The following is a 24,876-nucleotide window of genomic DNA, read 5'->3' on the forward strand; positions in this document are numbered from 1 at the left end:
CAATGAATTCTATCGAGCCTGAAAATTGCACCCAATGCAACCTTCAATGACGTGACATTGTAACCTTATTTGACCTTTGACACAGCGGTCAGCGGGGAACCTTGACAATCCCCCAGCTGTTGACTACAAGAGGTAGTGACCGCTACATCAAACGTTAGTCGCAGATAGGATCGCAGCCGACTAACCAGCAGGTCAAATAAATATAAAAACTCTGTAAGGTGGCCAGGGGCCACTCAGGCAATTAGAGGGAATCGTTATGCCTACCGGTACTGTAAAGTGGTTCAACAACGCTAAGGGATATGGGTTTATTCTTGCAGATGAGGGAGGGGAGGATCTGTTCGCGCACTATTCCGCAATTCAGATGGAAGGCTACCGAACCCTGAAGGCCGGCCAGCAAGTCACCTTCGATATTATTCGAGGAGACAAGGGCTACCACGCTGCAAATATCTCCGCATTGACCTCCGAAACCACTTCACCCAACACTTCGAGTAAAAGCGAATCTGATGCAGTACACACAGAAAAGTCGAGGGAGAAGGAAGCGGAAGCTGTCGGCTAAGCGAGCCCAGCAAACAGACAATAAAAAAGCCCCTCACCAATGTGAAGGGCTTTTTTCATGGGGCTCGGGCCAACTTAAAGCCAGCCCGGCCTCACGGATGTAGCTTAAGCCATGTGCTTGATAACTTCGTCACCAAACGCAGAACAGGACTTCAGCTCAGCACCGTCCATCAGACGCTCGAAATCGTAGGTTACGGTTTTGGCTTCGATAGCCCCTTCCATACCCTTGATTACCAGGTCAGCAGCTTCGTTCCAGCCCAGGTGGCGCAGCATCATCTCAGCAGAAAGAATCAGGGAGCCCGGGTTAACCTTGTCCTGGCCAGCGTACTTAGGCGCAGTACCGTGGGTTGCTTCGAACAGGGCAACGTCGTCGGACAGGTTTGCGCCCGGAGCGATACCGATACCACCAACCTGTGCAGCCAGTGCGTCAGACAGGTAGTCGCCGTTCAGGTTCAGGGTAGCAATTACGTCGTACTCAGCCGGACGCAGCAGGATCTGCTGCAGCATAGCGTCAGCAATTACGTCCTTAACAACGATTTCCTTGCCAGTCTTCGGGTTCTTGAAGCTGTGCCAAGGACCGCCGTCCAGCGGCTGAGCGCCAAACTCGTCGCGAGCCAGCTCGTAACCCCAATCAGCGAAGGCACCTTCGGTGAACTTCATGATGTTGCCTTTGTGTACCAAGGTTACAGAATCGCGATCCTGGTCCACAGCGTACTGGATAGCCTTGCGCACGAGACGCTTGGTACCTTCTGCAGAAACCGGCTTAACACCGATACCACAGTTCTCAGGGAAACGGATCTTCTTAACACCCATCTCGTCCTGCAGGAACTTGATAACTTTCTTAGCTTCGTCAGTGTCAGCTTTCCACTCGATACCAGCGTAGATATCTTCGGAGTTTTCACGGAAGATAACCATGTCTACCTTGTTCGGCTCTTTAACCGGAGAAGGTACACCGCTGAACCAGCGCACCGGGCGCTGACATACGTACAGATCCAGCTCCTGACGCAGGGCTACGTTCAGGGAACGGAAGCCGCCGCCTACTGGAGTGGTCAGGGGGCCTTTGATGCTAACAACGTAGTCTTTGATCGCTTCCAGAGTTTCAGCCGGAAACCAGTCGCCAGCGTAAGTCTCTGCCGCTTTCTCACCGCAGTAGATTTCCATCCACTCGATTTTCTTTTCGCCGCCGAAAGCTTTTTCTACAGACGCATCGATCACCTTGCGCATTACCGGGGTGATATCCACACCGATGCCGTCACCCTCGATGAAAGGAATAACCGGGCGATTCGGAACATTCAGCGAACCGTCGGAATTGACTGTAACTTTTTCGCCGTCTGCCGGCACTTGGATATGACCCATATTGCGTAAACTCCCAAAATTCTATGACTTTTTAGGTCCAGCGTTGCTTGCACCGCTCCCCCGGGACCTTAGGGCGGGGATGAAAAACGGCGGGATTATAGCAGCCTCGGCTAATTTTTGTAGTTGGATTACAATACTCAATTTTTCTTATGGCAAAGATTATTCTCCTCAACAAGCCTTTTGGCGTATTAAGCCAATTTACAGATGATCAGGATCGCGCCACTTTGGCTAACTTTATCCAGCACAAGGGATTCTATGCGGCGGGCCGCCTGGACTACGATTCTGAAGGATTACTACTACTGACTGATGATGGAGCGCTACAACATCAAATCAGTCACCCCAAGCGGAAAATGCCCAAAACCTATTGGGCCCAGGTGGAGGGTGAAATTACTGATGATGCCCTTTATATGCTCAGGCAAGGGGTCGACCTGAAGGATGGCCGAACCGCACCTGCCAAGGCCAAGCGCCTGCCTGATATGGAGCCCTGGCCCCGCACGCCGCCAATTCGCGAACGCAAATCGATCCCAACCAGCTGGCTGGAGCTGACTATCTCTGAGGGGCGGAATCGCCAGGTAAGGCGGATGACTGCGGCGGTAGGCTTCCCTACCCTGCGGCTAATCCGGGTGGCGATAGGCAGCTGGAAGCTCGACTCATTAAAGCCTGGCGAGTATCGAATGGAGGAGGTTTTTAGCGCTCCCAAGCCCCGAACAAAGCCGGCAAACAACCGCAATCGACCGCGCCGAAAGCGATAATCTATAACGGAAGATCAAAGCGGTCTTGGTCAAATGGGGCGTTCGCAGGTAAAATTCGCCCCCCTTTCATACCAGTGAAGTAGTGACTGTCCTTCTTATGCCTGATTCCACCCACAACAAACAGCCAAAGCGCGTCATCGTCGGTATGTCCGGCGGTGTGGATTCCTCTGTAGCCGCACACCTGCTGATCCAGCAGGGCTATCAAGTGGAAGGCCTGTTTATGAAAAACTGGGATGAAGACGACGGCACAGAATACTGTACCGCCAAGGCAGACCTGGCTGATGCCCAGGCAGTTTGTGAGAAATTGGGCATCAAGTTGCACACCGCCAACTTTGCTGCGGAGTACTGGGATCACGTATTTGAGTACTTCCTGGCAGAGTATAAAGCCGGGCGCACTCCCAACCCGGACATCCTGTGTAACCGGGAAATAAAATTTAAGGTCTTTCTTGAGTACGCCGAAGTGCTGGGTGCCGATGCAATAGCCACCGGGCACTATACCCGTCGCCGCGATATCGATGGCCGCACCTATTTATTGAAGGGCCTCGACGGTAACAAAGACCAGAGCTACTTCCTGCATGCGGTGGGAGAAGCCGAATTTGCCCGCTCACTCTTTCCTCTAGGAGAGCTGGAGAAGCCCGAGGTTCGCCGTATCGCTGAAGAAAACGGCTTTATCACCCACAACAAGAAAGACAGCACCGGCATCTGCTTTATCGGCGAGCGCCGCTTCAAGGATTTCCTCGAGCAGTACCTGCCCGCCCAGCCCGGCGATATGGAAACCCCAGAGGGTGAAGTCATGGGGCGCCACGCGGGCCTGATGTACCACACCATTGGCCAGCGCCAGGGGCTCGGTATTGGCGGCGTCAAAGGTGCAGGCGAACAGCCCTGGTATGTTGTCGGAAAAAACCTGGAGCGCAATGTCTTGATTGTCGCCCAGGGTGCACACCACCCCCTGCTTTATGCAACGGGGCTGGAAGCAACACAAACCCACTGGATTAATGGCGCAGCACCGGGCAAAACTTTCCGCTGCCAGGCCAAGACCCGCTATCGCCAACCAGATCAGGATTGCACCGTGCACCTGCAGGACAATGGCGATTTGGTTGTAGAGTTCGACGAGCCACAACGCGCAATCACACCGGGACAATCTCTGGTACTGTACGATGGAGAAACCTGTCTCGGTGGTGCGGTGATCGAGAAAGCCACGGGAGTTGGCGTCGCAGTACCGGAAAAATACAAGAAAGATTAAGGAGTAATTTTGAATAACTGGCGGGATCAGGCACTGGCACTGGCAGGAATATTCCAATCCGCAACACTGGTGGAGCGCCTGGCCAAAACAGGCTCTGCACCGCAGGAACAGCTGGAAACCGGGGTATATAGCCTCTTCCAACTAAACCCTGATCGCACTGAAGATATATTCGCCGGTGCTGACAAGCTGCTGCCCGGCTTAAAAGTATCGCAGCAAATACTAAAGACCCGGCAACACCCGGAATATACCGACGGTTTACGCTACGCCCTCTCGGTGATCTACCTGCAGCGACAACTCAGCAAGAATAATGACCTGCTATCAATCATTGGCAGCCGATTGGATAAGGCCAAGACTCAAGCAGAGCACTTCGAGCTGACTCACGAGAATGTATTTTCCAACCTCGCCAGCATCTACAGCGATACGCTAGGTACCTTCCGCTTCCGGATTCAAGTACTGGGTGACTTCAATTACCTGCAACAGCAGCGTATTGCCAATCAAATTCGCTCCATGCTATTTGCCGGCATCCGCTCGGCAACCCTATGGCGACAGCTGGGTGGGCGTCGCCTGCACCTTCTGTTCCAGCGCAAAAAGCTTTTGAATGCGACCAACGAATTGATCGCACATATCGAATCTATAGAACACTAATCCCGGAGATTTACTATGACAGTTGAGCTTTCCGCACTCACAGCGGTATCCCCTATTGATGGTCGCTACGAGAGCAAGACTGCCCCCCTGCGTGAAATTTTCAGTGAATACGGCCTGATCCGCGCCCGCGTTGAAGTGGAAGTACGCTGGCTGCAAAAACTTTCCGCACATAAAGAGATCGCCGAAGTTGAGCAGTTCGACGAAGCTGCCAACAAGCTGCTCGACAGCATTGTGGCCGACTTCTCCCTGGAAGATGCTGAGCGCATCAAGGAAATCGAGCGCACCACCAACCACGATGTAAAAGCGGTTGAATACTTCCTCAAGGATAAAATCAGCAGCAATACCCAGCTGGCAAAAGTGAGTGAATTCGTACACTTTGCCTGCACCTCTGAGGACATCAATAACCTATCCCACGCCCTGATGCTTCGCGCCGGCCGCGACAACGTCATGTTGCCTGCGATGGAAGCCCTGATTGACGCTATCGTAGGCCTGGCCCAGGACTTTGCCGACGTACCCATGCTGTCCCGTACTCACGGCCAGACTGCCAGCCCATCTACTGTTGGTAAAGAACTTGCCAACGTGGCCGCGCGCCTACGCCGCCAGGTAGCCCAGATTAAAGCGGTACCGCTGCTGGGTAAAATTAACGGTGCGGTAGGTAATTACAACGCTCACCTGTCCGCCTATCCCAATATTGATTGGGAGCAAAATGCTGAAGAATTCATTTCTTCTCTGGGCCTTAGCTGGAACCCCTACACCACCCAGATCGAGCCCCATGACTACATTGCTGAGCTGTTCGACGCTGTTGCCCGCTTTAACACCATCCTGATCGATTTTGACCGCGATGTATGGGGCTACATCTCCCTGGGTTACTTCAAGCAAAAAGTCGTAGCCGGTGAAGTTGGCTCCTCCACCATGCCGCACAAAGTTAACCCCATTGACTTCGAAAACTCCGAAGGCAATCTGGGTATCGCCAACGCCGTATTCCAGCACCTGGCAGCCAAACTTCCAGTATCCCGCTGGCAGCGCGACCTGACAGACTCCACCGTGCTGCGCAATATGGGGGTAGGTGCGGGCTACTCTGCCATTGCCTATGCCGCCACCATGAAAGGCCTGGGCAAACTGGAAATCAACCGCGAGCGCCTAGCGGAAGACCTGGATAATTCATGGGAAGTGTTGGCAGAACCGATCCAAACGGTTATGCGTCGCTACAACATTGAAGAGCCTTACGAAAAACTGAAGGCCCTTACCCGTGGCCAGGGCATCACCCGTGAAACCCTGAAAGTATTTATCGAGAACCTGGAGATTCCCGCAGAGGCCAAGAGCGATCTGCTGGAAATGACTCCGGCATCCTATATCGGTAACGCCGTGGAACAAGCTCGCAAAATTTAACCGAGCCCAGCTACCAGCCGCACCCAGTGCGGCTGGTCATCTTTTAAAAAATACAAAAGTACGCTGGATAGTTTCCGAACCTCAGAATATCCAGATACAAACCCCAGCCTTCTGACAGTGAGAGTTACCGTGGCCAGCCCCCTTACCCATCTTGGCGACATGCCCATCGAAGTTTTTATGCGTGACTACTGGCAGCAGAAACCCCTGCTGATACGCAATGCTTTCGCCAACTTTGAATCACCCATCTCGGGTGAAGAACTCGCTGGTATGGCCCTGGAGGAAGCGGTCGAGTCTCGCTTGGTATTGGAAAATGGTGAGAGCGGCCCCTGGGAGCTGCGCACCGGTCCATTCACTGAAGAGGATTTTCTCTCCCTCCCTAAAACCCACTGGACCCTGCTGGTACAAGCTGTCGATCAGTGGATGTCAGAAATTGCTGAACTAAAAGATTTCTTCCGCTTTATCCCCGACTGGCGGCTGGATGATGTGATGATCAGTTACGCCGCCGATAAGGGCAGCGTTGGTCCCCACTACGATCACTACGATGTGTTTCTTCTCCAGGCCGAAGGCAAGCGTTTGTGGCAACAAGGCCCCAAGGTGGATGAAAGCAATCCCCGCCTGGAAAGAACGCGCCTCAATATCCTGAAAGAATTCGAAGCAGAAAACAGCTGGGTACTAGAGCCCGGCGATATGCTTTACTTGCCGCCCCAATACAGCCATTGGGGAATAGCCGAAGGTGGGTGCACCACGATCTCTATTGGTTTCCGCGCGCCTTCCGCCGCGGCGATCCTCGAAGATCTCGCCGCTGAAATCGCTATGGATTTGCCGGACAGCCAGCGTTACACCGATGCCGGTGCTGAAGTGGCGAAAAACCCAGCGGAAATTGACCCCGCCTCTGTTGCCCGCCTGCAACAACAACTCGGCGAATGGCTGCAGCAGCCGGAGAAAATCGCCCAGTGGTTTGGTGCGGTTATGACCGAAGCAAAATACCCGGATACTGTCGCCCTGGATGCTGACGATGCTGCAGACTGGCGCGAACAAATGCCCCAGGGAGCACAACTGGTTTTAAATCCCGCTTCCCGCACCGCCTTTTGCCGCGAGCCAGCCACTTTGTTTGTTGATGGTGAAGCCTTCCCCTGCCCCCTGGCGTTTGCCGAGCAGTTTGCTGAATCCCATGAAATTTCCTGGGATGATATCGAAGCCTTCCCGGAAATAGCCGAAGACAGCGGCCTTCTCGATCAGCTGGTTGCACAGGGCACCTTGATCTACCCTCCTGAGGATTTCTGAGATGCCAGTAGCTATACGCCTAGCGGATTGGAACACTGACCGGGACGCAATTCGTTCAATTCGCGAAGCAGTTTTTGTACAGGAACAACAGGTACCTGCGGACCTGGAATGGGATGATCAAGAGGAGACATCCCAGCACTTCCTCGTCTTCCGCGAAACAATCCCAGTTGCCACCGGGCGCCTCACCCAAGGCGGGAAAATTGGTCGTATGGCTGTACAGAAATCTTCACGCGGATGCGGCATCGGGGCCCAGCTATTGCAGGCCATCTGTGAGCGGGCGAAGGAACAAAACTTTCAGCAAGTCTATTTACATGCACAGCAACATGCTGAGGGGTTTTACTTGCAGGCTGGGTTTGAGGTGGAAGGCGACGTGTTTTACGAAGCGGGAATTCCCCACATCAAAATGGTGCGCGGCCTGATTTGACCATTTTGAGGCCTGCCACCAGCAACCATATGGCAGGCCCAGCCCCATCTCAACTCTCTACTGAGGCATAGCGCTTCTCGACAAAGTGAGCCAAAGGCGCTATCCCCAACACATACACTATCCAAAGCCCAAGCCCCCAATAGGGATTGAAAAGGGTCAACAAGCACGCCAGGATACTGGTACACAACATCACCATGCTGACCACTAGTACACGGTGCGCGGATACGTTCGTTCGGTTCGCAGCGACACACCACATACCCGCAATTGCTATAGCGGCCACCGCATAGCTGGCTGACAATAAGACTACTGACCAAACCTGGTCTGGATACTCCCCCATCAAACTTGCTGGAAAGGGAATAAACGCCACCGCCCCCAATAGCAAAAAGTTAAAACTGGTAAAGGCAACCGATTTAAATTGATGGTCCGACATCAGATGATTGTGGGTAAGCCACAGCCGACAGAGAATCGCAAAGCTCAGGATCCAGGAAAAAAAATGGGGCAACTGCTGAAGAATATTGCTGTGGAAATCCTCGCCGGGCTTTATATCCTCCAGATCGGGAATCTGGATATTAAAAACCAACAGCGTCATAGCAATGGCAAAAACGCCATCACTCACGGCATTAATACGGCTAGCCAAGAAAGACTTTCGACGCATGGGCCACCATCGATTGCCAGGGTTGCATACTCATTAAAGCCCAGTCCCGAAGCACGATCTCACCTCCAGTATCAAGATGCCAACAGCGTTCACACTGCTCACATCCCTTCCACCTGATAACGATTCACGGAATGTTTCTATTGGGGAGATAAAATTATATGATAACGACTTTGTAAGTGTATTCTTTTGAGCAAGGAATCTATTGAAACACTTCAATACAGCGCCGCCTAGCAAGTAGCATTCAACTTCAACAGCCGTTGGCGATACTTTGATCAAACCTAGCTGCCCGATCGATTTCAATCCTGCTTACTATCAACTACTTGTGTTCGGGCTACGGCTCCTAATTGCTCTAAGATCTATCTAATGCGACTTGTTTCATATCCATTTAAAACCCTAGCGCTTTATCCCTATTGGTCGCTGCAATCATAAGCAGGAGCTGAGGAGTGAAGCCCAAGGCCGAGACGTGGCAATAGACACCGATAAAGAAAAGCCTATGGGGCAGAAACACTTCCGCTACGCGTCTTGGACAGTTGCAGTCATATTTTTCAGCGCCAGCGTAACCAACTCAATCCTATTTGCCCTACTATCACCTAGCCTCACTCAAGAACTCAATCTCAACCATCAAAGCTTAGGGATGCTGGGAGGATATTACTTTGTCGCCTATTCTATTGGTCAACTGACACTTGGCTCACTATTGGGCCCTATAAGTCCACGGTATTTACTGAGTATCTCAGCCGCCCTCGCCGCTAGCGGCTGTGTAATTTTTGCCAGCAGTCATTCTTTCGGAACAGCCCTTACAGGGCAGCTCTTAGTCGCACTTGGATTATCCAGTAGCTTCTTGGGAGTTATCTATGTTATCGGACGGGATTTACCTAATAAGTTTTCACTAATGGCCGCTGTTAGCCAAGGACTAGCTAATTTCGCAGCAGCTTCACTCTCATTACTTATCGGTTTGTTAGATACCGAAGTCTCATTCCGGGAGCCCTACTTCATCGCAGCGATATTTTTTATTTGCCTTGCTGTGCTGCAATTTATTTTAATTGGCAGCAATCAAAACTCTTCCCATGAACTCTCTGCTAAAAAAACCACTCAACTTGACAAGCTAAATTCATGCTTCAAATCAAGAGCTTTTTGGCTGGCCCTCACCTTCTACTCCTGCCTTTTCGGCGTAATTATCGCCTACTCTGATTTATGGAATATACAGTTCCAAGTTGATTTTTTTCGTGAAACATCCAGAGAAAGTGCCCTACTCAATGCGATGATTTCAACGGGTATCATTATCGGCAGCTTTATTGTCGGTGCTTGGTCTCATTATCGGGGAGATTATGTAATTCCAGCGAGAACTTTTAGTTTCCTCTCAATTATTGCTGTCACAGCTTTACTGAGTATTCACTTGTCGGACTCCTGGACTTTGACGGCAAATTTTCTCTTAGGATTTGGCCTCAGCAGCTCAATTCTATCTCTCTCGATAGTACAATCTGAACTTCCTGAAAAGGCGCACGCCATTGCCTCTGCCCTTATTGTAACTGGGGGCTTTGTTTTAGGAGGGGTAATTCAAACTCTCATAGGGTTCTCACTTGATCAAGATATAGAGTTCGCTTATATCCGCTCCCTCAGCGATTTATTAGCCAGACTTTTTGACTTTGCTCCACAACCAACACAGAAATTCTACAATTACCAAGCGGGATTTCAGTTAATCGGGATTATCGTCATCGTAGGCTGCATCAGCAGCCTACTTTTGAGCAGCAAAAAGCTAGTCAAGAAACGTGGTCCTAAAATCGGAAGTTCGTAGTGCTAAGCCTGCGATTCGACGTCCTAAATGTACAGCTGTAAGTCGGTCCAACTCATGAATTTCACCAGCTCCCTCAGCGACAGCTACCAAGCCCGACTGACAACCACCCCGGTTTCTACCCAGGGAATCTTGACTCGGTAGAATATCCAGGGGAACCCACAACATGCCCATTTGTGCAGCAAAGACCTGTAGAGTCCTGATGGTACCTAGCTGATCACCACTAAAATTACTACCAACAGTAAATCCTGCAGCTAACTTATCCAGCCAGCACCGATCTCCATAGCGCTCACTTGCTGCATCCATAAATGCTTTGAATTGAGCGGAGACAGTACCCATAAAGGTCGGCGAACCCATTACTATGGCTTCACATTGATCCAACTGAGCTAATAATGACTGATCTTCATAACGTCCGTGAAGAATGCTCTCTCCCTGAATCTCAAGGGCAACACCAATACACTTCTCTAGCGTGTTAACCCCCTCCACCACGGACTCCGCAAGAACTTTACTGCAACCAGATACAGAATGGTAAACAACACCTACCCTCTTCATATGACTCGCTCCGCTATGCCGTCTGACTCAAATATCCGGCCTAACTTTTGATCAATTTCTCTGCCAGACGGCACTTCTATCCCAAAGATATCCAGTAAAGTAGCCCGAAGCTCATCAACATCCGCTAACATGACAACACTCTTGGAGCCTAAAAGTGGTTGATAGCTTAACTGTCTATTGAAAAGTGTATGCCGCCCCTCTGGGAAAGACCGAGCAACAATCAAGTGCTCTACAAACCTGGATTTAGGGTGCGTTGAACAATACCAACTACCAATTTTATAATCGCCATGAGTTTTAGGTTTCAAGTCAAAGCTGTACATAGGTTGCCAACCACTATCGGTTGTAACCTCTAACAGGTACTCATCATCTATTAAAGTAAAGCGGTAAACACCGTGCGGTGTGCTCTGACGATCACTGGAGTCTAAATTGAGTGGTGCAGTCAAAGTGTTACTTCCAAATCCCGCATCTATCAGGAAGCGTGTACCCTCAAGCTCCACCATCAGAATCATATGCGACTGAGCGGGTTGATGCCCTATCGGCATTTGCCACAGTATCCGTGCGGCGAGGTTCGTAACTTTAAAACCGATTTGCCCTAACACTGCCCCTAATAAGGCATTTTGCTCGTAACAATAACCTCCACGTTTTTGTTGTACCAACTTGGCCTCAATAGATTCCAACTCAATATCCACGGGGCTTCCCAAAAATGAAGTGACGTTCTCGAATGGAATCGTACGGACGTGCTGGGTCAACAACTGCTGTAGACACTGCAAGTTAGCACCCGGGGCTCCATCAAAATTAATACGGTCTAAATATTGCTGCAAGTTAATACCAGGGGTACCCATCTCGATTGTCTCCTCAAAATCCGGGCTCATAAACAATAGACGGGAGCTTAATACCTAAACCTAACTTGAGGTCAATAGCTTTTTTCCATCTTCTACACTGCTTATCAATCAGAAGTTAATCACAGCCAAAACTCAGGAAGACCCCTAGCCAGCGTAATCTTCAATATTGCTAAACAATCAGGTAGCGACTAAGTGGAAATACTGTTTTTGGGGACATCATCAGGCACTCCGACCAAGCAGAGGAATGTTTCTGGTATTGGGCTAATAGAAAGCCTGGGAAAGAACTGGTATTTGATCGACTGTGGGGAAGGTACCCAGCAGCAGATTCTACATACAAACTTATCACTAAACAGGCTAAGTGCAATCTTTATCACCCATAAGCACGGCGATCACTGCTACGGACTCCCTGGTCTACTTGGTAGCTCAGGAATGCAACGAAGGACAAGACCGCTGACACTTGTCGCTCCTGGGGCTGTCTATGATTGGCTTCTATCAACTCAAACAATCACAGAACTCTATCTTCCATTTGAACTCAACTTCATTCCTGTTGAAAATTTACCCCAAATAGAAATGGGACAGTTCACCACAACCACTATACAACTTTCCCACAGGGTCCCCTCTTATGCGTACAGTTTTACAGAAAGATATGTTGAGGTTACATTAGATACACAAAGTTTACTTGCCACCGGTATCCCTAAAGGACCGCAATGGGGGAAGATAAAGAACGGTATCGATGTCGTTCATCACGGTAAAATATACACTGCAACGGACTTTATTCTAAAGCCGAGGCCTCCACGTAATATTATAATTTGCGGAGACAATGATAACCCTGAGCTTTTAGAAGATACCTGTGCCAACTGCAATGTCTTAGTGCATGAATCAACTTATGCAAAAAATTTGGCTCAGAAAGCGGGGCATGTAGGGCACAGCTATTCCACCCAAATAGCCTCTTTTGCCGAGGGCCTTTCAATTCCCAACCTGGTTCTCACACATTTCAGCACACGCTACCGAAAAGATAGCAAGGCGAGCTGCTCAATTGACACTATCAGAAAGGAAGCGCAGTTGATTTATAAGGGACAGCTATATTTAGCTGAGGATTTTATGCATCTTTTATTGGAGAAATCTGGAAAACTCCTCCATATACAAAAAACCAGCGCTAAAGGCTATGCGGCAACTACACGTGGATATTTACCCTCTAACCTTTAAGGTATTATGTATACAAAGTCTAAATTTTCTACCCAGTAAAATAAAAAGCTACATTTAACACTTCTTTTTAGTCATCACTTTTCCAGCCATTAGAGATTCTATATTTCAATGCACGAGCAATCACACTTGCGCATCGTACCCACTCAATTTTAAATCGGGATATAAGACAGCTACAGAGTGCAGCAGACTATGCCCTATATTTTGCTTATCATATTTCTACTAGTGACTCATTATCCAACAGTATAAAAGTATAACCCGAACAGTTGTCAAAAAATCACCACTATTCACCAAAAAAGTTCCGGAAATTTCAACCCTGCTCGCTGAATTCCATTCCATAGGACTAAAGATATTGAACCCAGATAAACTGCAGAAATGAATAGCGTAAATATGCAAATTTGATATGGAGATAGCTCTGATCTACTAAAATAGATGGATACCAAACTACAAAGATGGACAATAGTTAAAATACACATCGCCAACTTGTAAACAGCCATTTTATTTTTATCGCTAGGTTCTGGATTAGTTATTAATAACTTTTCTCTAGGTAATTCCAGTGCAGAACTAAGTGCGCTTAATGACTCTCGTGAGCAGGCTCCAACTTTTTCAATCCTTTGTATAGTTCTCAAGCTGACGCCACAGATATCAGCCAGTTGCTGCTGTGTCCAATTATTGCTCTCACGAGCTTTTTTAATTAGTGCAATGTTTACGTTCATATCCATCTTTCTTTCCAACACATTAGAAGTTTCCATCTAAAGTACTTAGAAAGCTCCCTTAACTCTACGAAACCTTTACGACATCATATGACACAACAGTGTAAACGTCTAAAATTTAGCCGATAACGGGATGCCCGACTTGCAGAACATGGTACAAAGTTAGCAATTTCGAATAGCTGCAACGATAATAGTCGTCTCACATTCATCTGTGATACACAATTATTTGCGTTCCAACCAATATACTCTTTTGAGATCAAAAAATTATAAATTATATGAATAAATAAATGCTTGTAAGCCTCAAACAACAAGCATATATGAGCCACCTATTCATTCCATATAGAACAACCTACATACCTTGCCCTGCGCTCGATTTGTGACTCCATGCATACGGCTTAATATATTAACTGAATTAGACTGTTATTCCTTATAAAAACACTTACTGTAACTCTAAGCACACAAGATGTGTACCATTTACAATTAATACCATAGGTTTGAATTAGCAGCTATGTGAAAGTAAATGTTAGGGACCACTTCAAACTAATAACGACTTTATGAAACTCTCTCTAGGGAACATCTTACTTTCACCTTATACCTCGCACCTGAATAGCCTGCCGCATCTCACTATCAGGAGTTATTTTTTATACGCCAGTAAGATCGAATACCCAACCTGACATCCATTTATAAATAGCCGTTCAAGCTCTTTTAAAAATTCATATCAAGTGTTGATCGCAATGCTACAAATTATATTTACGCTCAAACATTTACCTTTACTATAAATCGTTATTTCATAGAGGTAATTTAAGATTCACATACCCTAACCATAAAGAGCACCCACTGTTTAATATACTCCTGATTAGTATTTTTCGAAGTCAGACAGGAGCAAAATTAACATATAAACCTTAGGGTGTTCACTTTAGCTCTGGATACAAAACTTATATACTTATTAACAACAAAGTAGGACTAAGCCAATGGTTTCCTTAAGTGACCTTCCCAGACAGAAAGATACTGAACCAGATCGAAAATTTATTGAGGCTTTAGCTCGTGGGTTGGATGTACTCCGAGCTTTTCAACCTGGTGATGGCTTCCTGGGTAATTTGGAGATCGCCCAGCGCACTGGCCTGCCCCGCTCCAGTGTTTCCAGACTGACTTATACCCTGACCAAATTAGGCTATCTTACCTACTCTGATCGAATGGAGAAATATCAGCTGGGTAGTGGCGTCCTGGCTCTTGGTTATGCTTTTGTCTCAAATCTCACAGTCAGACAGGTAGCCAAGCCTTTGATGCAGGATCTGGCTAATTCTACCGGTACCGCTGTTGGTCTCTCTGATCGGGACCGGCTGGATATGATTTTTGTCGAGTTCTGCGCTCCAGCAAATGTCACAACTTTTCGCCATGAAATCGGTAATCGCGTACCCATAGCTTCCAGCGGCTCCGGGCGAGCTTTTTTGGCAGCACTCCCTCAAGAAGAACGGGAATATTTTTATGGCTACCTGGAGAAAAAAGCTGGTGATCAATGGCCAACGATCAAAGCCGGTATTGAAGAAGCGGTCAACAGCTACCAGCAGCGCGGCTTCTGCTGCTCTTTTGGCGAGTGGAATCGCGATGTCAACGGTATCGCAGTACCTCTCTCTTTAAGCCAAGGTCATATTTACACTTTTAATGCTGGCGGACCTGCTTTTAGACTTAACCCGGAATACTTAGAAAATGAAGTAGCTCCTCTGTTGAAAAACCTGGTAGGCAATATCGAAGCTATGTTAATCCGATATTAGTCGACTCAAACTCCAGATCTTCTCAACCAGTACAGCTACAGCTTGAAACGCAGTAGAAAGTTGAAAATTTTGTCAAATCTTTGGCCGTAAGGTGGTCGTAAAGGCACCGCCGCTGACTTTTTGGCTTGTGTAAAGATCGGTCGTAATTTTGAGAATTCCAAAAAACCCTCATAAGCGTGATATTGCCCCATGCCACTCGCCCCAATACCACCAAAGGGCAAGTCTGCCTGGGAGACATGCATCGCGCAGTCATTGATACAAACACCTCCAGACATTGTGCTTTTGATAATCTTTTCCTGAACATCTCCGCTAGAACTGAAAATATATAATGCTAAAGGCCTATCTTTACTATTTATGTAATCTATCGTATCAGACAGATTCCTATACGTAAGAATAGGTAAAATAGGGCCAAATATCTCCTCGCGTAGCAGACTCATGTCTTCTGTCGGGTTTAACACTAAGGTGGGAGCAATTTTTTGCAAACCCTTATTGTTTTCAACATCTAATAACGGCAGAACTGTAGCCCCTTTCTCCAGAGCATCCGTTAGACAAGTATTCAGCCTATTAAACGCCTTTTCATCAACAATCGAAGTATAATCTTCTGAATTTAAAGATGGATACCATTTGGGTACAAGTCTCTTAGCCAATTCCAAGAATCCTGAAAGTTTTTCTTCAGGAATCAATAAATAATCTGGAGCTACACAAGTTTGGCCAGCATTGAAGAATTTTGAGCTCAAAATACGTTCCGCAGCAATATTTTCATCAAAGTCTCCACATATTATGGCTGGAGACTTACCTCCCAGTTCTAGTGTCACAGGAGTTAGGTGATCCGCAGCTCTCCGCATTACCACTTTTCCTACTTTGCCAGATCCAGTAAAAATCATGTGATCATATGCCTGGGCTGTAAACTCCGTAGCGCTCACTCCAGGAAGAATAGCTACCAGATCCTCTGAAAAGAATCTATTAAATAACTGATGTAATAATGTAGAAAGGGCACGCGAGTTAGCAGCCATCTTGATCATACAGCGATTTCCTGCGGATATCGCACTCACCAAGGGCCCAACAGATAGAAGTAGTGGGTAATTCCAGGGGGTAACAATAGCAACCACCCCTTTTGGTTGAGGTAATACGCGATTTTTTACTCCTCGAAGTAGCAAAGGCACATGACGCTTCTGAATTTTCATCCACCTTTTTAAGCGCTTACGAGTGTAACGAATCTCCTCGATGCACCCATAGATCTCTGCAATTTTAGTTTCCTGGATGGCACGATTACCAAAATCCTCGCTTATTGCCTTTGCTATGGATTTCTGGTTTTCCAGGATTAATTGCTCTAATTTTTTTAAACTTTCCAGACGCTCCTGAAGACTCGGGTAGGGGTTCCTATTAAATGCATCCTTTTGAAGTTTAAAAACACTCTCTACTTTACCTATGCTCACAGATCTGGTGTGCTCGACAACTTTTTCCATGTGTGTGCCCTCGCAAAGTGGCAAGTAGAGAGTGAGTTTGGCCGTATAGTCAGCGCTTTAAGATTTACAGCTTGGCAAATCGTAAAGTGTGATAATCAGTACTGCCAAATAGGTACTGAGTTGTTGTTAGACGCTTAAAGTAGTGACTTACATCCAACTCCTCAGTAACCCCTATACCGCCATGTAACTGTATCGCCTCTTGACCGATAAACCGCGCAGCTTTACCAATACGGCTTTTTGCAGCGGATATCGCCTTAGGCGCAACTCCGTTATTGCTATCAAGCTGTAGCGCAGCCATCAACAATATTGAGCGCGCTTGCTCATACTCAGTAAACATATCCACCATGCGGTGCTGTAGAGCCTGGAACTTGCCAATAGGAACACCAAACTGCTCCCGCGTCTTAGTGTACTCAACTGTTTTCTTATAGATCCTTTCCATAGCTCCAACAGCTTCTGCACACAATGCCAACGTCGCTCTATCAACAGCCTTTTCTATAGCTCCTAAAGCCGCCCCCTCTTCCCCTATCAGATTAGCTATGGGTACTTTCACGTTATTGAATTTAATTTCAGCGGCACGGTGTGCATCCACAGTGGCATATCCATGCCGCTGAAGCCCTTCTGTATTAGGATCGACAAGTAGTAAGGTGATCCCCTCACGATCTCGCTGTGCTCCGCTCGTCCGCACAGCAACTAAGAATTTATCTGCTACGTCACCATTTAGAACGACAGCTTTATGTCCATTCAGAAGGTAATTGTCTCCATCCTTTACCGCAGTCATGGCTATATCAGTAAGGTTATAGCGACTCTGTGACTCAGTAACAGCGAATGCCAATTGCAATTGGCCTTCCATTAACATTCCCAGGAGTTCTCGCTTTTGCACCTCACTAGCGCAGTCAGCGATAAGACCACCACTGAGAACAACACTGGCCAGGAAAGGCTCAACCACTAAACCTCGGCCGAACTCCTCCATAACCACCATCAAGTCTACGGCGGAGCCTCCTAGGCCTCCATCATCCTTTCCAAACGGCACCATTAACCAGCCGAGTTCCGCAAATAGCTTCCAATTTTCCTTACTGAAGCCAATATCGTTACTCACTATTTTACAACGACGGTCAAAGTCATAATCCTGCTGGATAAACTTGCTCACACTGCTTTGCAGCATCCGCTGCTCTTCGCTGTAGGAAAAATCCATCGCTCAAGTCCTCTTTAGATGCTGCACTTACAGGCCAAGTACCCATTTACTGATAATATTTTTCTGGATCTCATTACTTCCGCCATAAATTGAGGATTTACGGTTATTTAAGTAACGAGGCACACTGCTGGCAATAACACCGGGGCCCACCCATTCTCCGTCAAACCCGCTCCTAAACTGCTCTCTCACAAACGGCATTCCGTAGTAACCCGCCGTCTCCATATACAGTTCATCGATAAGTTGAGCGACTTCGGTTCCTTTGATTTTAAGGATGGAAGATTCCGCTCCTGGGGCACCACCTGTACTTACCGCCGCAAGCGTACGTAGTTCAGTAAACTCCAGGGCCAAGAGATCAATTTCAACTTCGGCCAGTTTTTGGGCAAAAGCCGGGTTCTCAAGCAGACTATTTTCTCCATCGCAGGTCTCTTTGGCTAAATCCTTTAACGTTTGTAAGCGTTTCTTGGATTTTGCCACCCGCGCAATACCGGTGCGTTCATGGGTTAGCAAAACCTTGGCGTAAGTCCACCCTTGCCCCTCCTCGCCAATACGGTTTTCTACCGGCACCCTCACATTATTGAAATGGACTTCATTTACTTCATGGTGACCACCCAAGGTCATAATTGGCGAAACCGTAATACCGGGGTGATTCATATCGATTAGCAAAAAGCTGATAGCAGCCTGGTTCTTTACTTGAGGTCCACCAGTACGAACCAAACAAAATATCCAGTCTGCAAAGTGACCCAAGGTATTCCAGGTCTTGGTGCCGTTGACAATATACTCATCACCATCACGGACGGCTGTTGTTTTTAAGGAAGCTAAATCTGAACCAGCATTTGGTTCCGAATACCCCTGACACCACCAGACATTACTTGCCAGGATGTCTGGCAGAAATCGTTGCTTTTGTTCTTCACTACCGTAGGTAAAGATCACTGGAGCAACCATTTTTAAGCCGAAAGGAATCAACTCTGGTACACCATAGTTAGCACATTCGTCTGCCCAAATGTGTTTCTGAGTAGGTGTCCAACCGGTACCTCCATATTCAACCGGCCAATTCGTAGCTGCCCACCCTTGCTCATAGAGTATTTTTTGCCAGCGAATAAAATCCTCTTTCTCCAGGGGGATTTCCTTCAGGGTTTTCTCTCTAATATCTTCAGGAAGTTTCTCTTGGAGAAACTGCTGGACCTCCTGCTGAAAAGCTAACTCTTCGGGAGAAAAATCTATATTCATTCGCCTGCTCCTTTATTAGTCGGCGCATTGAACAGCAGCTCCTACAAACTGCTTCCATCACAATCTTGCGCAGCAAAAATACGCAATCTTTTGAAAGATCCCCGGTACAGGCGGAACTAGTGTTTAACAGCTTCACCTCGACAAATTACTTAATTGCCTTTGAATCGATCCCAACGATTTAAATTATTGGCGCAAAATGCCTTTATCGAAATAAAAAACCGAGCATTTCTAGCGCCAATCAACTCCAGATAGGCACACAAATCAACCGTTCGAAAAATAAAACTGGAAAAACCTCAACAACATGGCGCCTTTTTATTTTTGATAAGTTTTTTTGCGCCATTTTCCATTAAAAAATGCATTAGGCACTTCTTAATAGGTAAAACACTAACACCTTATTCCGCAGAGTGGAATGCTGTATTCACTTTTGCTATGGTCGTCACCATAATAACCAAAGTGAGAGAAGCCCCCATGTCGATCACGCCCATTCAATCCTCCGATACAATGTTGCAGTCACTTGCTGAAATTCAGGAGTATGAAAAAGTCCCCCTTTCGCAGCGATACCCCTGGGAAAGCACTTTTGATTTAATCCGGCAATCTGCCCGCCTCTACCAACATGACTCGGCCATCGAATTCCTGCCAACGGCCGCACCTGACGAAGACACAGTTAAAGTAAGTTTCTCCGAGTTATCCCAGCGAGTGCACCAGACTGCCAATCTTCTTCACTCCATCGGTGTTGAGCCAACCGATACAGTGACTTTATTACTACCCAATTTGCCAGAAACCCATTTTGCACTTTGGGGAGGCCAGGCAGCAGGTATTACCAGTCCTATTAATCCGTTGCTGGAACCCGAACATATAATCGAAATTATGAATACCACCAGGGCTAAAGTCCTGGTCACTCTTGGCCAAGATCTTAGCGAGGAAATATGGGATAAAGTAACGCAAATTCTCGAGCAAGTTCCCACATTAAAAACTCTGTTACTAATCAGTAAAAAGCCAATTAGCAATACACCAGTTCCAGCGGGTATTCACGCAGATAATTTTGTCTCGGCTATATCCCAACAGCCGGACGATCATCTAAAGAGTGAACGTTATATCCAGGGGAGTGAAACCGCTAGTTATTTCCACACCGGGGGCACTACTGGAAGACCTAAAATAGCCCGCTTAACTCACAGCAATATTGCCTTCGTCGCTCAATTAAGTGCTGATACGTCATCCAGTAAAGGGCGCTTCGCTACCCTGAGCGGACTTCCACTGTTTCATATTTTCGGTACGGTTGTTGCGGGTATTGGCACCCTATTGGCCGGACGCACAATTGTTATCATGACACCCTCTGGTTTTCGCTCACCCAATGTCCTACCAAATTGGTGGCATCATGTTGCGCGTTTTCAGGTGAAGGGCTTTGCCGCCGTCCCCACCATCCTCGGTGTATTGATGCAAATTCCAGTGGGTGACAATGACATCAGCTGTCTGACAGACATTGGCTGTGGAGCCTCCACCCTGCCAACGGGGTTGAAGAATGCCTTTGAGGAGAAGTTCAACGTCCTTGTCAGTAATGGCTATGGCATGACAGAGTCCAGCTGCCTTTTAGCTCGCCCTCCTACCGATATGCAAGCCCCTGAAGGCAGCGTCGGCCGGCGATTGCCTTATATGGAAATGAAAATTGCCGAAGTAGACGGTACCCGACTGGTTAGAACCTGCAATACAGGAGAGGTGGGCATAGTACTCGCGCGCGGGCCACATATTTTTTCTGGCTACTTATCAGAAGAGGATAATGCTAAAGCCTGGGTCGATAAGTCCTGGTTTAATACCGGCGATATGGGATATCTCGATGGAGATGGTAACCTGTTCTTAACCGGGCGGGCCAAGGATTTAATTATTCGCGGCGGCCACAATATAGATCCGGCTCTGATCGAAGAACCATTATCCCGTCACCCTGCCGTTGCTATTGCCGTTGCAGTGGGTCAACCAGATGCTTATGCCGGAGAAGTTCCAGTAGCTTACGTTACCCTGTTTCCATCCACAAACCCGCCCACAGAAGAACAACTCATTGACTATTGCCGCAGCCAAATTTCTGAGCGTGCAGCCATTCCTAAACGCGTGGAAATTATTGATGAGATTCCACTCACTGCTGTAGCCAAAGTATTCAAACCAGCTCTGCGCAATCGCTCTACCGAATATGTCGTAGGCCAGGCATTAGAGGAAAAAAGTATTACCGCTAAGTTTTCCGCCCACTTCGATGTATCCCTTGGCCAGGTAGCAAAAGTTCAACTTGAACAAGCCTCCAGCAAAGCCGCTGTAGAGGAAGCCCTGGAAAATTTACCCGTGGCTTTGGAGTTTGAATAAAAGAAATTACCGCATGACTCAATGCACTTAGAACTCCAATATCGGAAATTTCACTATGTCACATGCCTATATTTATGACGGCGGCCGCAGTGTTTTTGGCCGCCACGGGGGCAGCCTTTCCAGTATCCGGCCCGACAACCTGCTTGCCCATGTCATCAGGACCCTGACTGAAAGAAATAATTTTAACCCTCAACATTTTGAGGACGTTATTGCGGGCAATACTAATCAGGCGGGAGAAGACAGTCGCAACATTGCCCGATTTTCAGGCCTGCTAGCAGGATTGCCCATATCCACAGGCGGCATAACGGTAAATCGCCTTTGTGGTTCCGGCTTGTCCGCTATAGCAGATGCCGCTCGCTGCATTCGCGCCGCAGAAGGAGAGCTATTTATCGCGGGAGGTGTCGAATCAATGAGTCGCGCCCCCCTGGTTCTCTCCAAAGCCAACAGTGCTTTTGATCGCAATCAGGTAATGGCAGATACGACCCTAGGCCCCCGCTTCACCAACCCAGACATTGTTGCTGAGTATGGAAGCCACAGCATGCCTCAGACCGCAGACAATATTGCATCAGACCTGAATATTTGCCGGGAAGAGTGCGATACATTTGCATTGGCATCACAAACTAAATACGAGTCGGCACGTACCGATGGCTTTTTTGTCGATGAAATTATTCCCATCGAAGTACCCCAAGGTCGCAAGAAGCCAGCCCTTCTTATCGATACGGATGAACATCCCCGCCCCAATGCAACATTGGAGCGACTTCAAGCCCTACCCGCGCTTTTCGAAGATGGAGTGGTTACTGCCGGCAACGCTTCCGGCATCAACGATGGCGCGGCGGCACTCATTATTGGTAGCGCCGAAGCTGGCCAAGCAGCAGATCTAAAGCCTAGGGCACGTATTCTCGCCAGCGCCATTGCAGGAGTAGAGCCGCGGGTAATGGGGTTGGGCCCGGTACCGGCTACCCGTAAAGCCCTTGCCCGGGCAGGCTTGGAACTTGGGGATATGGATGTAATGGAGTTCAACGAAGCTTTTGCAGTACAGGCTATGGGCTGCCTCAAAATGCTCGAAATTGATTATGCGGACCCACGGGTAAATCCCAACGGTGGTGCCATCGCCGTTGGTCACCCCCTGGGGGCCAGTGGTGCCCGTATTTTGCTGACAGCATTGCGCCAGCTGGAACGTACGGGTGGGCGCTATGCACTAGCCACCATGTGTATCGGGATTGGCCAGGGGATCGCCGTAATCATAGAACGCATATAAACCTGACTAGATGTAAATAAAACCGAGACCGAACAGTTGTCACTTAAGATCTGGAGATAGCAATGTCTAGTGTAAGTTATGAACTCATTGGCGATATCGGTGTAATTCGATTGAACAACCCTCCTGTGAACGCCCTCTCTCACGGCTTGCGTGAAGGCATTTGGGGGGCGATTAAGAACGCTCAAGGCGATGCATCTAAAGCCCTGATGCTAGTGTGTGAAGGCCGAACTTTTATCGCTGGTGCGGACATTACGGAATTTGGCAAGCCACCACAGGCGCCCGCCCTATCAGAAGTGATTGAGGAAATAGAAAACTCCTGTAAACCAGTGATCGCCGCCATTCACGGCACGGCACTCGGCGGTGGATTCGAAGTCGCGCTAGCCTGCCATTACCGCTGTGCAATAGCATCGACCAAAGTGGGGCTTCCAGAAGTCAAACTGGGATTACTGCCAGGAGCCGGTGGCACCCAGCGCACCCCACGCTTGGCTGGTGTTGCCGCTGCACTGGAATTAATCACAAAAGGCAGTCCAATACCGGCCTCTAAAGCCAAAAGTATGAAGTTAATAGACCGGGTTATCGATAATGACTTGTTAGAGGGAGCCCTCGCCTTTACCCGTGAATTGATAACAAATGAAGCTCCTCTCCGCCGAGTCAGAGACATCGCAATAGATCCTGACAGCATTCCTGAGGGGTTATTTGATGATTTCCGCAAGCGCCTTGAAAAGAGATCACGAGGTCAGCTTGCACCGCAACATATTGTTACCTGTATAGAGGCCGCAGTTCACCAGCCTTTTGATAAAGGTCTCGCTAAAGAGCTCGACCTGTTTATCGAATGCCTGCTCTCCAGCCAATCGGCCGCCCTCAGGCATTTATTTTTTGCCGAGCGCACTGCAACCAAAGTCACGGGCTTACCAAAAGACCTACCCACCAGGGAGATAAAGAGCGTGGGCATTATCGGTGGAGGCACTATGGGCGGAGGCATCGCCATGAATTTTGCCAATGTCGGTATTCCAGTCAAACTGGTAGAAATCGATCAAGCTGCGATAAATCGAGGGTTAGCAGTGATCGACAAGAATTACACCATCAGCATGCAGAAAGGGAAACTCACAGAAGGTCAAAAAACTCATTGTCTCTCGTTGATTTCCGGCACAACTGACTACGCAGACCTAGCTGACGTAGACCTGGTCATTGAGGCCGTATTTGAAAATATGGAGCTCAAACAGGAAATCTTTGCCAAATTGGATCGCTCCTGCAAACCCGGTACCATCCTTGCAACCAACACTTCTTACCAGGATATTGATCAAATCGCAGCTGCAACCAACAGGCCTCAAGACGTTATAGGGATGCATTTTTTCAGCCCTGCCAATGTAATGAAACTACTCGAGGTGGTTCGCGGCTCGCAAAGTGCTGACGATGTAATTGCCACTGCCATGCAACTCGCTAAAACGATCAAGAAAGTTCCCGTACTAGCGGGAAACTGTTACGGCTTTATTGGCAATCGTATGTTGCGCCCCTATGGCAGAGAATCGCAGCTGTGTTTAATCGAGGGCTCAACCCCGGAGCAGATTGATTCGGTTATGCAGTCTTGGGGGATGGCTATGGGCCCTATCGCCGTTGGAGATCTAGCGGGACTGGATATCGGTTACAAGGCGCGCCAGGGCCTGAGCGAATCAGAAAGAGGAGAGCCAAAAACCTACTGTATTGCAGATGCCCTGGTTGAAATGGGCCGCCTGGGCCAGAAAAGTGGAGCCGGCTACTATCGCTACGATCCCGAAACTCGCGCTCGCAGCAGCGACCCGGAAGTGCTGGAAGTCATTGAGGCCCAAGCTAAACGCCAAGGGGTTGTACGGCGGGAAATCTCCGACGAGGAGATTCTAAACCGCCTAACTTTCGCGCTGATTAATGAAGGAGCCAAAATCCTGGAGGAAGGCATAGCCCAACGTCCGAGCGATATAGATGTTGTATATATTTACGGTTATGGCTTTCCGCCCCATCGTGGAGGACCTATGCACTATGCCGACAGTATTGGCTTGAAGGAAATCTACGAAAAAATATGTACTTTCCGCCAGCAGCAAGGAGATACCTACTGGACTCCAGCCCCTTTACTGGAACGGCTAGCCCAAGAGGGAAAAACATTTGCGCAATGGGCTGATGGCAAAATCTAAGTTTGTAAACTATAGGGGAAGCCAGTATGACTACTGGCTTCCCACTTT

21 protein-coding genes are annotated in these 24,876 nt (G+C 48.2%); 13 read left to right on the forward strand and 8 right to left on the reverse strand.

Annotation, left to right across the window (positions count from 1 at the left end; genetic code table 11):
* The first annotated feature begins 256 nt into the window (after nucleotides 1-256).
* The gene (cspD, locus tag ACJJI4_RS10630) at nucleotides 257-556 is read left to right on the forward strand and encodes a cold shock domain-containing protein CspD (protein ID WP_413662225.1); all 300 of its coding nucleotides are present in this window, start codon (nucleotides 257-259) and stop codon (nucleotides 554-556) included.
* 104 nt (nucleotides 557-660) lie between these two features.
* Here cspD and icd read toward each other — a convergent pair whose 3' ends face one another.
* On the reverse strand, nucleotides 661-1,911 hold the full coding sequence (icd, locus tag ACJJI4_RS10635) for an NADP-dependent isocitrate dehydrogenase (protein WP_020415259.1): 1,251 nt from the start codon (nucleotides 1,909-1,911) through the stop codon (nucleotides 661-663).
* 149 nt (nucleotides 1,912-2,060) lie between these two features.
* Between icd and ACJJI4_RS10640 the strand changes: the two genes are divergently transcribed.
* The 6 genes from ACJJI4_RS10640 (at nucleotide 2,061) to ACJJI4_RS10665 (ending at nucleotide 7,648) form a co-directional block, all read left to right on the forward strand.
* A complete protein-coding gene (locus ACJJI4_RS10640) occupies nucleotides 2,061-2,663 on the forward strand; it encodes a pseudouridine synthase (protein ID WP_444928047.1) in 603 nt (200 codons plus the stop codon).
* A 97-nt stretch (nucleotides 2,664-2,760) separates the two neighbouring features.
* Nucleotides 2,761-3,906 (forward strand): tRNA 2-thiouridine(34) synthase MnmA, encoded by a 1,146-nt coding sequence (mnmA, locus tag ACJJI4_RS10645; protein WP_444928048.1) that lies wholly within the window; start codon nucleotides 2,761-2,763, stop codon nucleotides 3,904-3,906.
* A 6-nt stretch (nucleotides 3,907-3,912) separates the two neighbouring features.
* Complete coding sequence (hflD, locus tag ACJJI4_RS10650) at nucleotides 3,913-4,551, forward strand: high frequency lysogenization protein HflD (RefSeq protein WP_413665869.1); 639 nt, start codon at nucleotides 3,913-3,915, stop codon at nucleotides 4,549-4,551.
* Between the two features lie 15 nt (nucleotides 4,552-4,566).
* Complete coding sequence (gene purB, locus ACJJI4_RS10655; protein ID WP_444928049.1) at nucleotides 4,567-5,940, forward strand: adenylosuccinate lyase; 1,374 nt, start codon at nucleotides 4,567-4,569, stop codon at nucleotides 5,938-5,940.
* Nucleotides 5,941-6,069: 129 nt separating this feature from the next.
* Entirely contained in the window at nucleotides 6,070-7,224 is a 1,155-nt protein-coding gene (locus ACJJI4_RS10660) for a JmjC domain-containing protein (RefSeq protein ID WP_444928050.1), read from the forward strand.
* Between the two features lies 1 nt (nucleotide 7,225).
* Nucleotides 7,226-7,648, forward strand: a complete 423-nt coding sequence (locus ACJJI4_RS10665; RefSeq protein ID WP_444913226.1) for a GNAT family N-acetyltransferase — start codon at nucleotides 7,226-7,228, stop codon at nucleotides 7,646-7,648.
* A gap of 49 nt (nucleotides 7,649-7,697) precedes the next feature.
* On the opposite strand, the gene ACJJI4_RS10670 is transcribed toward ACJJI4_RS10665, so the two are convergent.
* Nucleotides 7,698-8,303 (reverse strand): TMEM175 family protein, encoded by a 606-nt coding sequence (locus ACJJI4_RS10670; protein ID WP_444928051.1) that lies wholly within the window; start codon nucleotides 8,301-8,303, stop codon nucleotides 7,698-7,700.
* A 463-nt stretch (nucleotides 8,304-8,766) separates the two neighbouring features.
* On the opposite strand from ACJJI4_RS10670, the gene ACJJI4_RS10675 reads away from it, so the two are divergent.
* Entirely contained in the window at nucleotides 8,767-10,095 is a 1,329-nt protein-coding gene (locus ACJJI4_RS10675; RefSeq protein WP_444928052.1) for an MFS transporter, read from the forward strand.
* On the opposite strand, the gene ACJJI4_RS10680 is transcribed toward ACJJI4_RS10675, so the two are convergent.
* Both ACJJI4_RS10680 and ACJJI4_RS10685 read right to left on the reverse strand, forming a co-directional pair.
* The gene (locus ACJJI4_RS10680) at nucleotides 10,057-10,644 is read right to left on the reverse strand and encodes a flavodoxin family protein (RefSeq protein ID WP_444908091.1); all 588 of its coding nucleotides are present in this window, start codon (nucleotides 10,642-10,644) and stop codon (nucleotides 10,057-10,059) included. The two genes, ACJJI4_RS10675 and ACJJI4_RS10680, sit on opposite strands and share 39 nt — an antisense overlap.
* Complete coding sequence (locus ACJJI4_RS10685; RefSeq protein WP_444928053.1) at nucleotides 10,641-11,486, reverse strand: arylamine N-acetyltransferase family protein; 846 nt, start codon at nucleotides 11,484-11,486, stop codon at nucleotides 10,641-10,643. The genes ACJJI4_RS10680 and ACJJI4_RS10685 overlap by 4 nt, the downstream gene beginning before the upstream one ends.
* Before the next feature lie 192 nt (nucleotides 11,487-11,678).
* Here ACJJI4_RS10685 and ACJJI4_RS10690 point away from each other — a divergent pair, with 192 nt between their 5' ends.
* Entirely contained in the window at nucleotides 11,679-12,692 is a 1,014-nt protein-coding gene (locus ACJJI4_RS10690; RefSeq protein ID WP_444928054.1) for a ribonuclease Z, read from the forward strand.
* Between the two features lie 284 nt (nucleotides 12,693-12,976).
* Here the strand turns inward: ACJJI4_RS10690 and ACJJI4_RS10695 are convergent, their stop codons facing one another.
* Nucleotides 12,977-13,411 (reverse strand): helix-turn-helix domain-containing protein, encoded by a 435-nt coding sequence (locus ACJJI4_RS10695; RefSeq protein WP_444928055.1) that lies wholly within the window; start codon nucleotides 13,409-13,411, stop codon nucleotides 12,977-12,979.
* A 962-nt stretch (nucleotides 13,412-14,373) separates the two neighbouring features.
* On the opposite strand from ACJJI4_RS10695, the gene ACJJI4_RS10700 reads away from it, so the two are divergent.
* The gene (locus ACJJI4_RS10700) at nucleotides 14,374-15,174 is read left to right on the forward strand and encodes an IclR family transcriptional regulator (protein WP_444928056.1); all 801 of its coding nucleotides are present in this window, start codon (nucleotides 14,374-14,376) and stop codon (nucleotides 15,172-15,174) included.
* 35 nt (nucleotides 15,175-15,209) lie between these two features.
* Here the strand turns inward: ACJJI4_RS10700 and ACJJI4_RS10705 are convergent, their stop codons facing one another.
* The 3 genes from ACJJI4_RS10705 to ACJJI4_RS10715 form a co-directional block, all read right to left on the reverse strand.
* On the reverse strand, nucleotides 15,210-16,640 hold the full coding sequence (locus tag ACJJI4_RS10705; protein WP_444928057.1) for a coniferyl aldehyde dehydrogenase: 1,431 nt from the start codon (nucleotides 16,638-16,640) through the stop codon (nucleotides 15,210-15,212).
* 64 nt (nucleotides 16,641-16,704) lie between these two features.
* The gene (locus ACJJI4_RS10710; protein WP_444928058.1) at nucleotides 16,705-17,832 is read right to left on the reverse strand and encodes an acyl-CoA dehydrogenase family protein; all 1,128 of its coding nucleotides are present in this window, start codon (nucleotides 17,830-17,832) and stop codon (nucleotides 16,705-16,707) included.
* Between the two features lie 27 nt (nucleotides 17,833-17,859).
* On the reverse strand, nucleotides 17,860-19,059 hold the full coding sequence (locus tag ACJJI4_RS10715) for an acyl-CoA dehydrogenase family protein (protein WP_444928059.1): 1,200 nt from the start codon (nucleotides 19,057-19,059) through the stop codon (nucleotides 17,860-17,862).
* Nucleotides 19,060-19,527: 468 nt separating this feature from the next.
* On the opposite strand from ACJJI4_RS10715, the gene ACJJI4_RS10720 reads away from it, so the two are divergent.
* The 3 genes from ACJJI4_RS10720 (at nucleotide 19,528) to ACJJI4_RS10730 (ending at nucleotide 24,828) form a co-directional block, all read left to right on the forward strand.
* On the forward strand, nucleotides 19,528-21,405 hold the full coding sequence (locus tag ACJJI4_RS10720; RefSeq protein WP_444928060.1) for an acyl-CoA synthetase: 1,878 nt from the start codon (nucleotides 19,528-19,530) through the stop codon (nucleotides 21,403-21,405).
* Between the two features lie 55 nt (nucleotides 21,406-21,460).
* Nucleotides 21,461-22,663: a 3-oxoadipyl-CoA thiolase gene (locus tag ACJJI4_RS10725; RefSeq protein ID WP_444928061.1), complete on the forward strand. Its 1,203-nt coding sequence runs from the start codon at nucleotides 21,461-21,463 to the stop codon at nucleotides 22,661-22,663.
* A 62-nt stretch (nucleotides 22,664-22,725) separates the two neighbouring features.
* Entirely contained in the window at nucleotides 22,726-24,828 is a 2,103-nt protein-coding gene (locus ACJJI4_RS10730; protein WP_444928062.1) for a 3-hydroxyacyl-CoA dehydrogenase NAD-binding domain-containing protein, read from the forward strand.
* Nucleotides 24,829-24,876 lie beyond the last annotated feature (48 nt).

The sequence above is a fragment of the Microbulbifer maximicatervae (SeqCode) genome (assembly GCF_052467305.1).

Excerpts from the sequence above, each read along its gene's own strand:
- cspD (WP_413662225.1), top strand. The coding sequence starts at position 257 with ATGCCTACCGGTACTGTAAAGTGGTTCAACAACGCTAAGGGATATGGG.
- icd (WP_020415259.1), bottom strand. The coding sequence starts at position 1,911 with ATGGGTCATATCCAAGTGCCGGCAGACGGCGAAAAAGTTACAGTCAAT.
- ACJJI4_RS10640 (WP_444928047.1), top strand. The coding sequence starts at position 2,061 with ATGGCAAAGATTATTCTCCTCAACAAGCCTTTTGGCGTATTAAGCCAA.
- mnmA (WP_444928048.1), top strand. The coding sequence starts at position 2,761 with ATGCCTGATTCCACCCACAACAAACAGCCAAAGCGCGTCATCGTCGGT.
- purB (WP_444928049.1), top strand. The coding sequence starts at position 4,567 with ATGACAGTTGAGCTTTCCGCACTCACAGCGGTATCCCCTATTGATGGT.
- ACJJI4_RS10665 (WP_444913226.1), top strand. The coding sequence starts at position 7,226 with ATGCCAGTAGCTATACGCCTAGCGGATTGGAACACTGACCGGGACGCA.
- ACJJI4_RS10670 (WP_444928051.1), bottom strand. The coding sequence starts at position 8,303 with ATGCGTCGAAAGTCTTTCTTGGCTAGCCGTATTAATGCCGTGAGTGAT.
- ACJJI4_RS10680 (WP_444908091.1), bottom strand. The coding sequence starts at position 10,644 with ATGAAGAGGGTAGGTGTTGTTTACCATTCTGTATCTGGTTGCAGTAAA.
- ACJJI4_RS10685 (WP_444928053.1), bottom strand. The coding sequence starts at position 11,486 with ATGGGTACCCCTGGTATTAACTTGCAGCAATATTTAGACCGTATTAAT.
- ACJJI4_RS10695 (WP_444928055.1), bottom strand. The coding sequence starts at position 13,411 with ATGGATATGAACGTAAACATTGCACTAATTAAAAAAGCTCGTGAGAGC.
- ACJJI4_RS10700 (WP_444928056.1), top strand. The coding sequence starts at position 14,374 with ATGGTTTCCTTAAGTGACCTTCCCAGACAGAAAGATACTGAACCAGAT.
- ACJJI4_RS10705 (WP_444928057.1), bottom strand. The coding sequence starts at position 16,640 with ATGGAAAAAGTTGTCGAGCACACCAGATCTGTGAGCATAGGTAAAGTA.
- ACJJI4_RS10710 (WP_444928058.1), bottom strand. The coding sequence starts at position 17,832 with ATGGATTTTTCCTACAGCGAAGAGCAGCGGATGCTGCAAAGCAGTGTG.
- ACJJI4_RS10715 (WP_444928059.1), bottom strand. The coding sequence starts at position 19,059 with ATGAATATAGATTTTTCTCCCGAAGAGTTAGCTTTTCAGCAGGAGGTC.
- ACJJI4_RS10720 (WP_444928060.1), top strand. The coding sequence starts at position 19,528 with ATGTCGATCACGCCCATTCAATCCTCCGATACAATGTTGCAGTCACTT.
- ACJJI4_RS10725 (WP_444928061.1), top strand. The coding sequence starts at position 21,461 with ATGTCACATGCCTATATTTATGACGGCGGCCGCAGTGTTTTTGGCCGC.
- ACJJI4_RS10730 (WP_444928062.1), top strand. The coding sequence starts at position 22,726 with ATGTCTAGTGTAAGTTATGAACTCATTGGCGATATCGGTGTAATTCGA.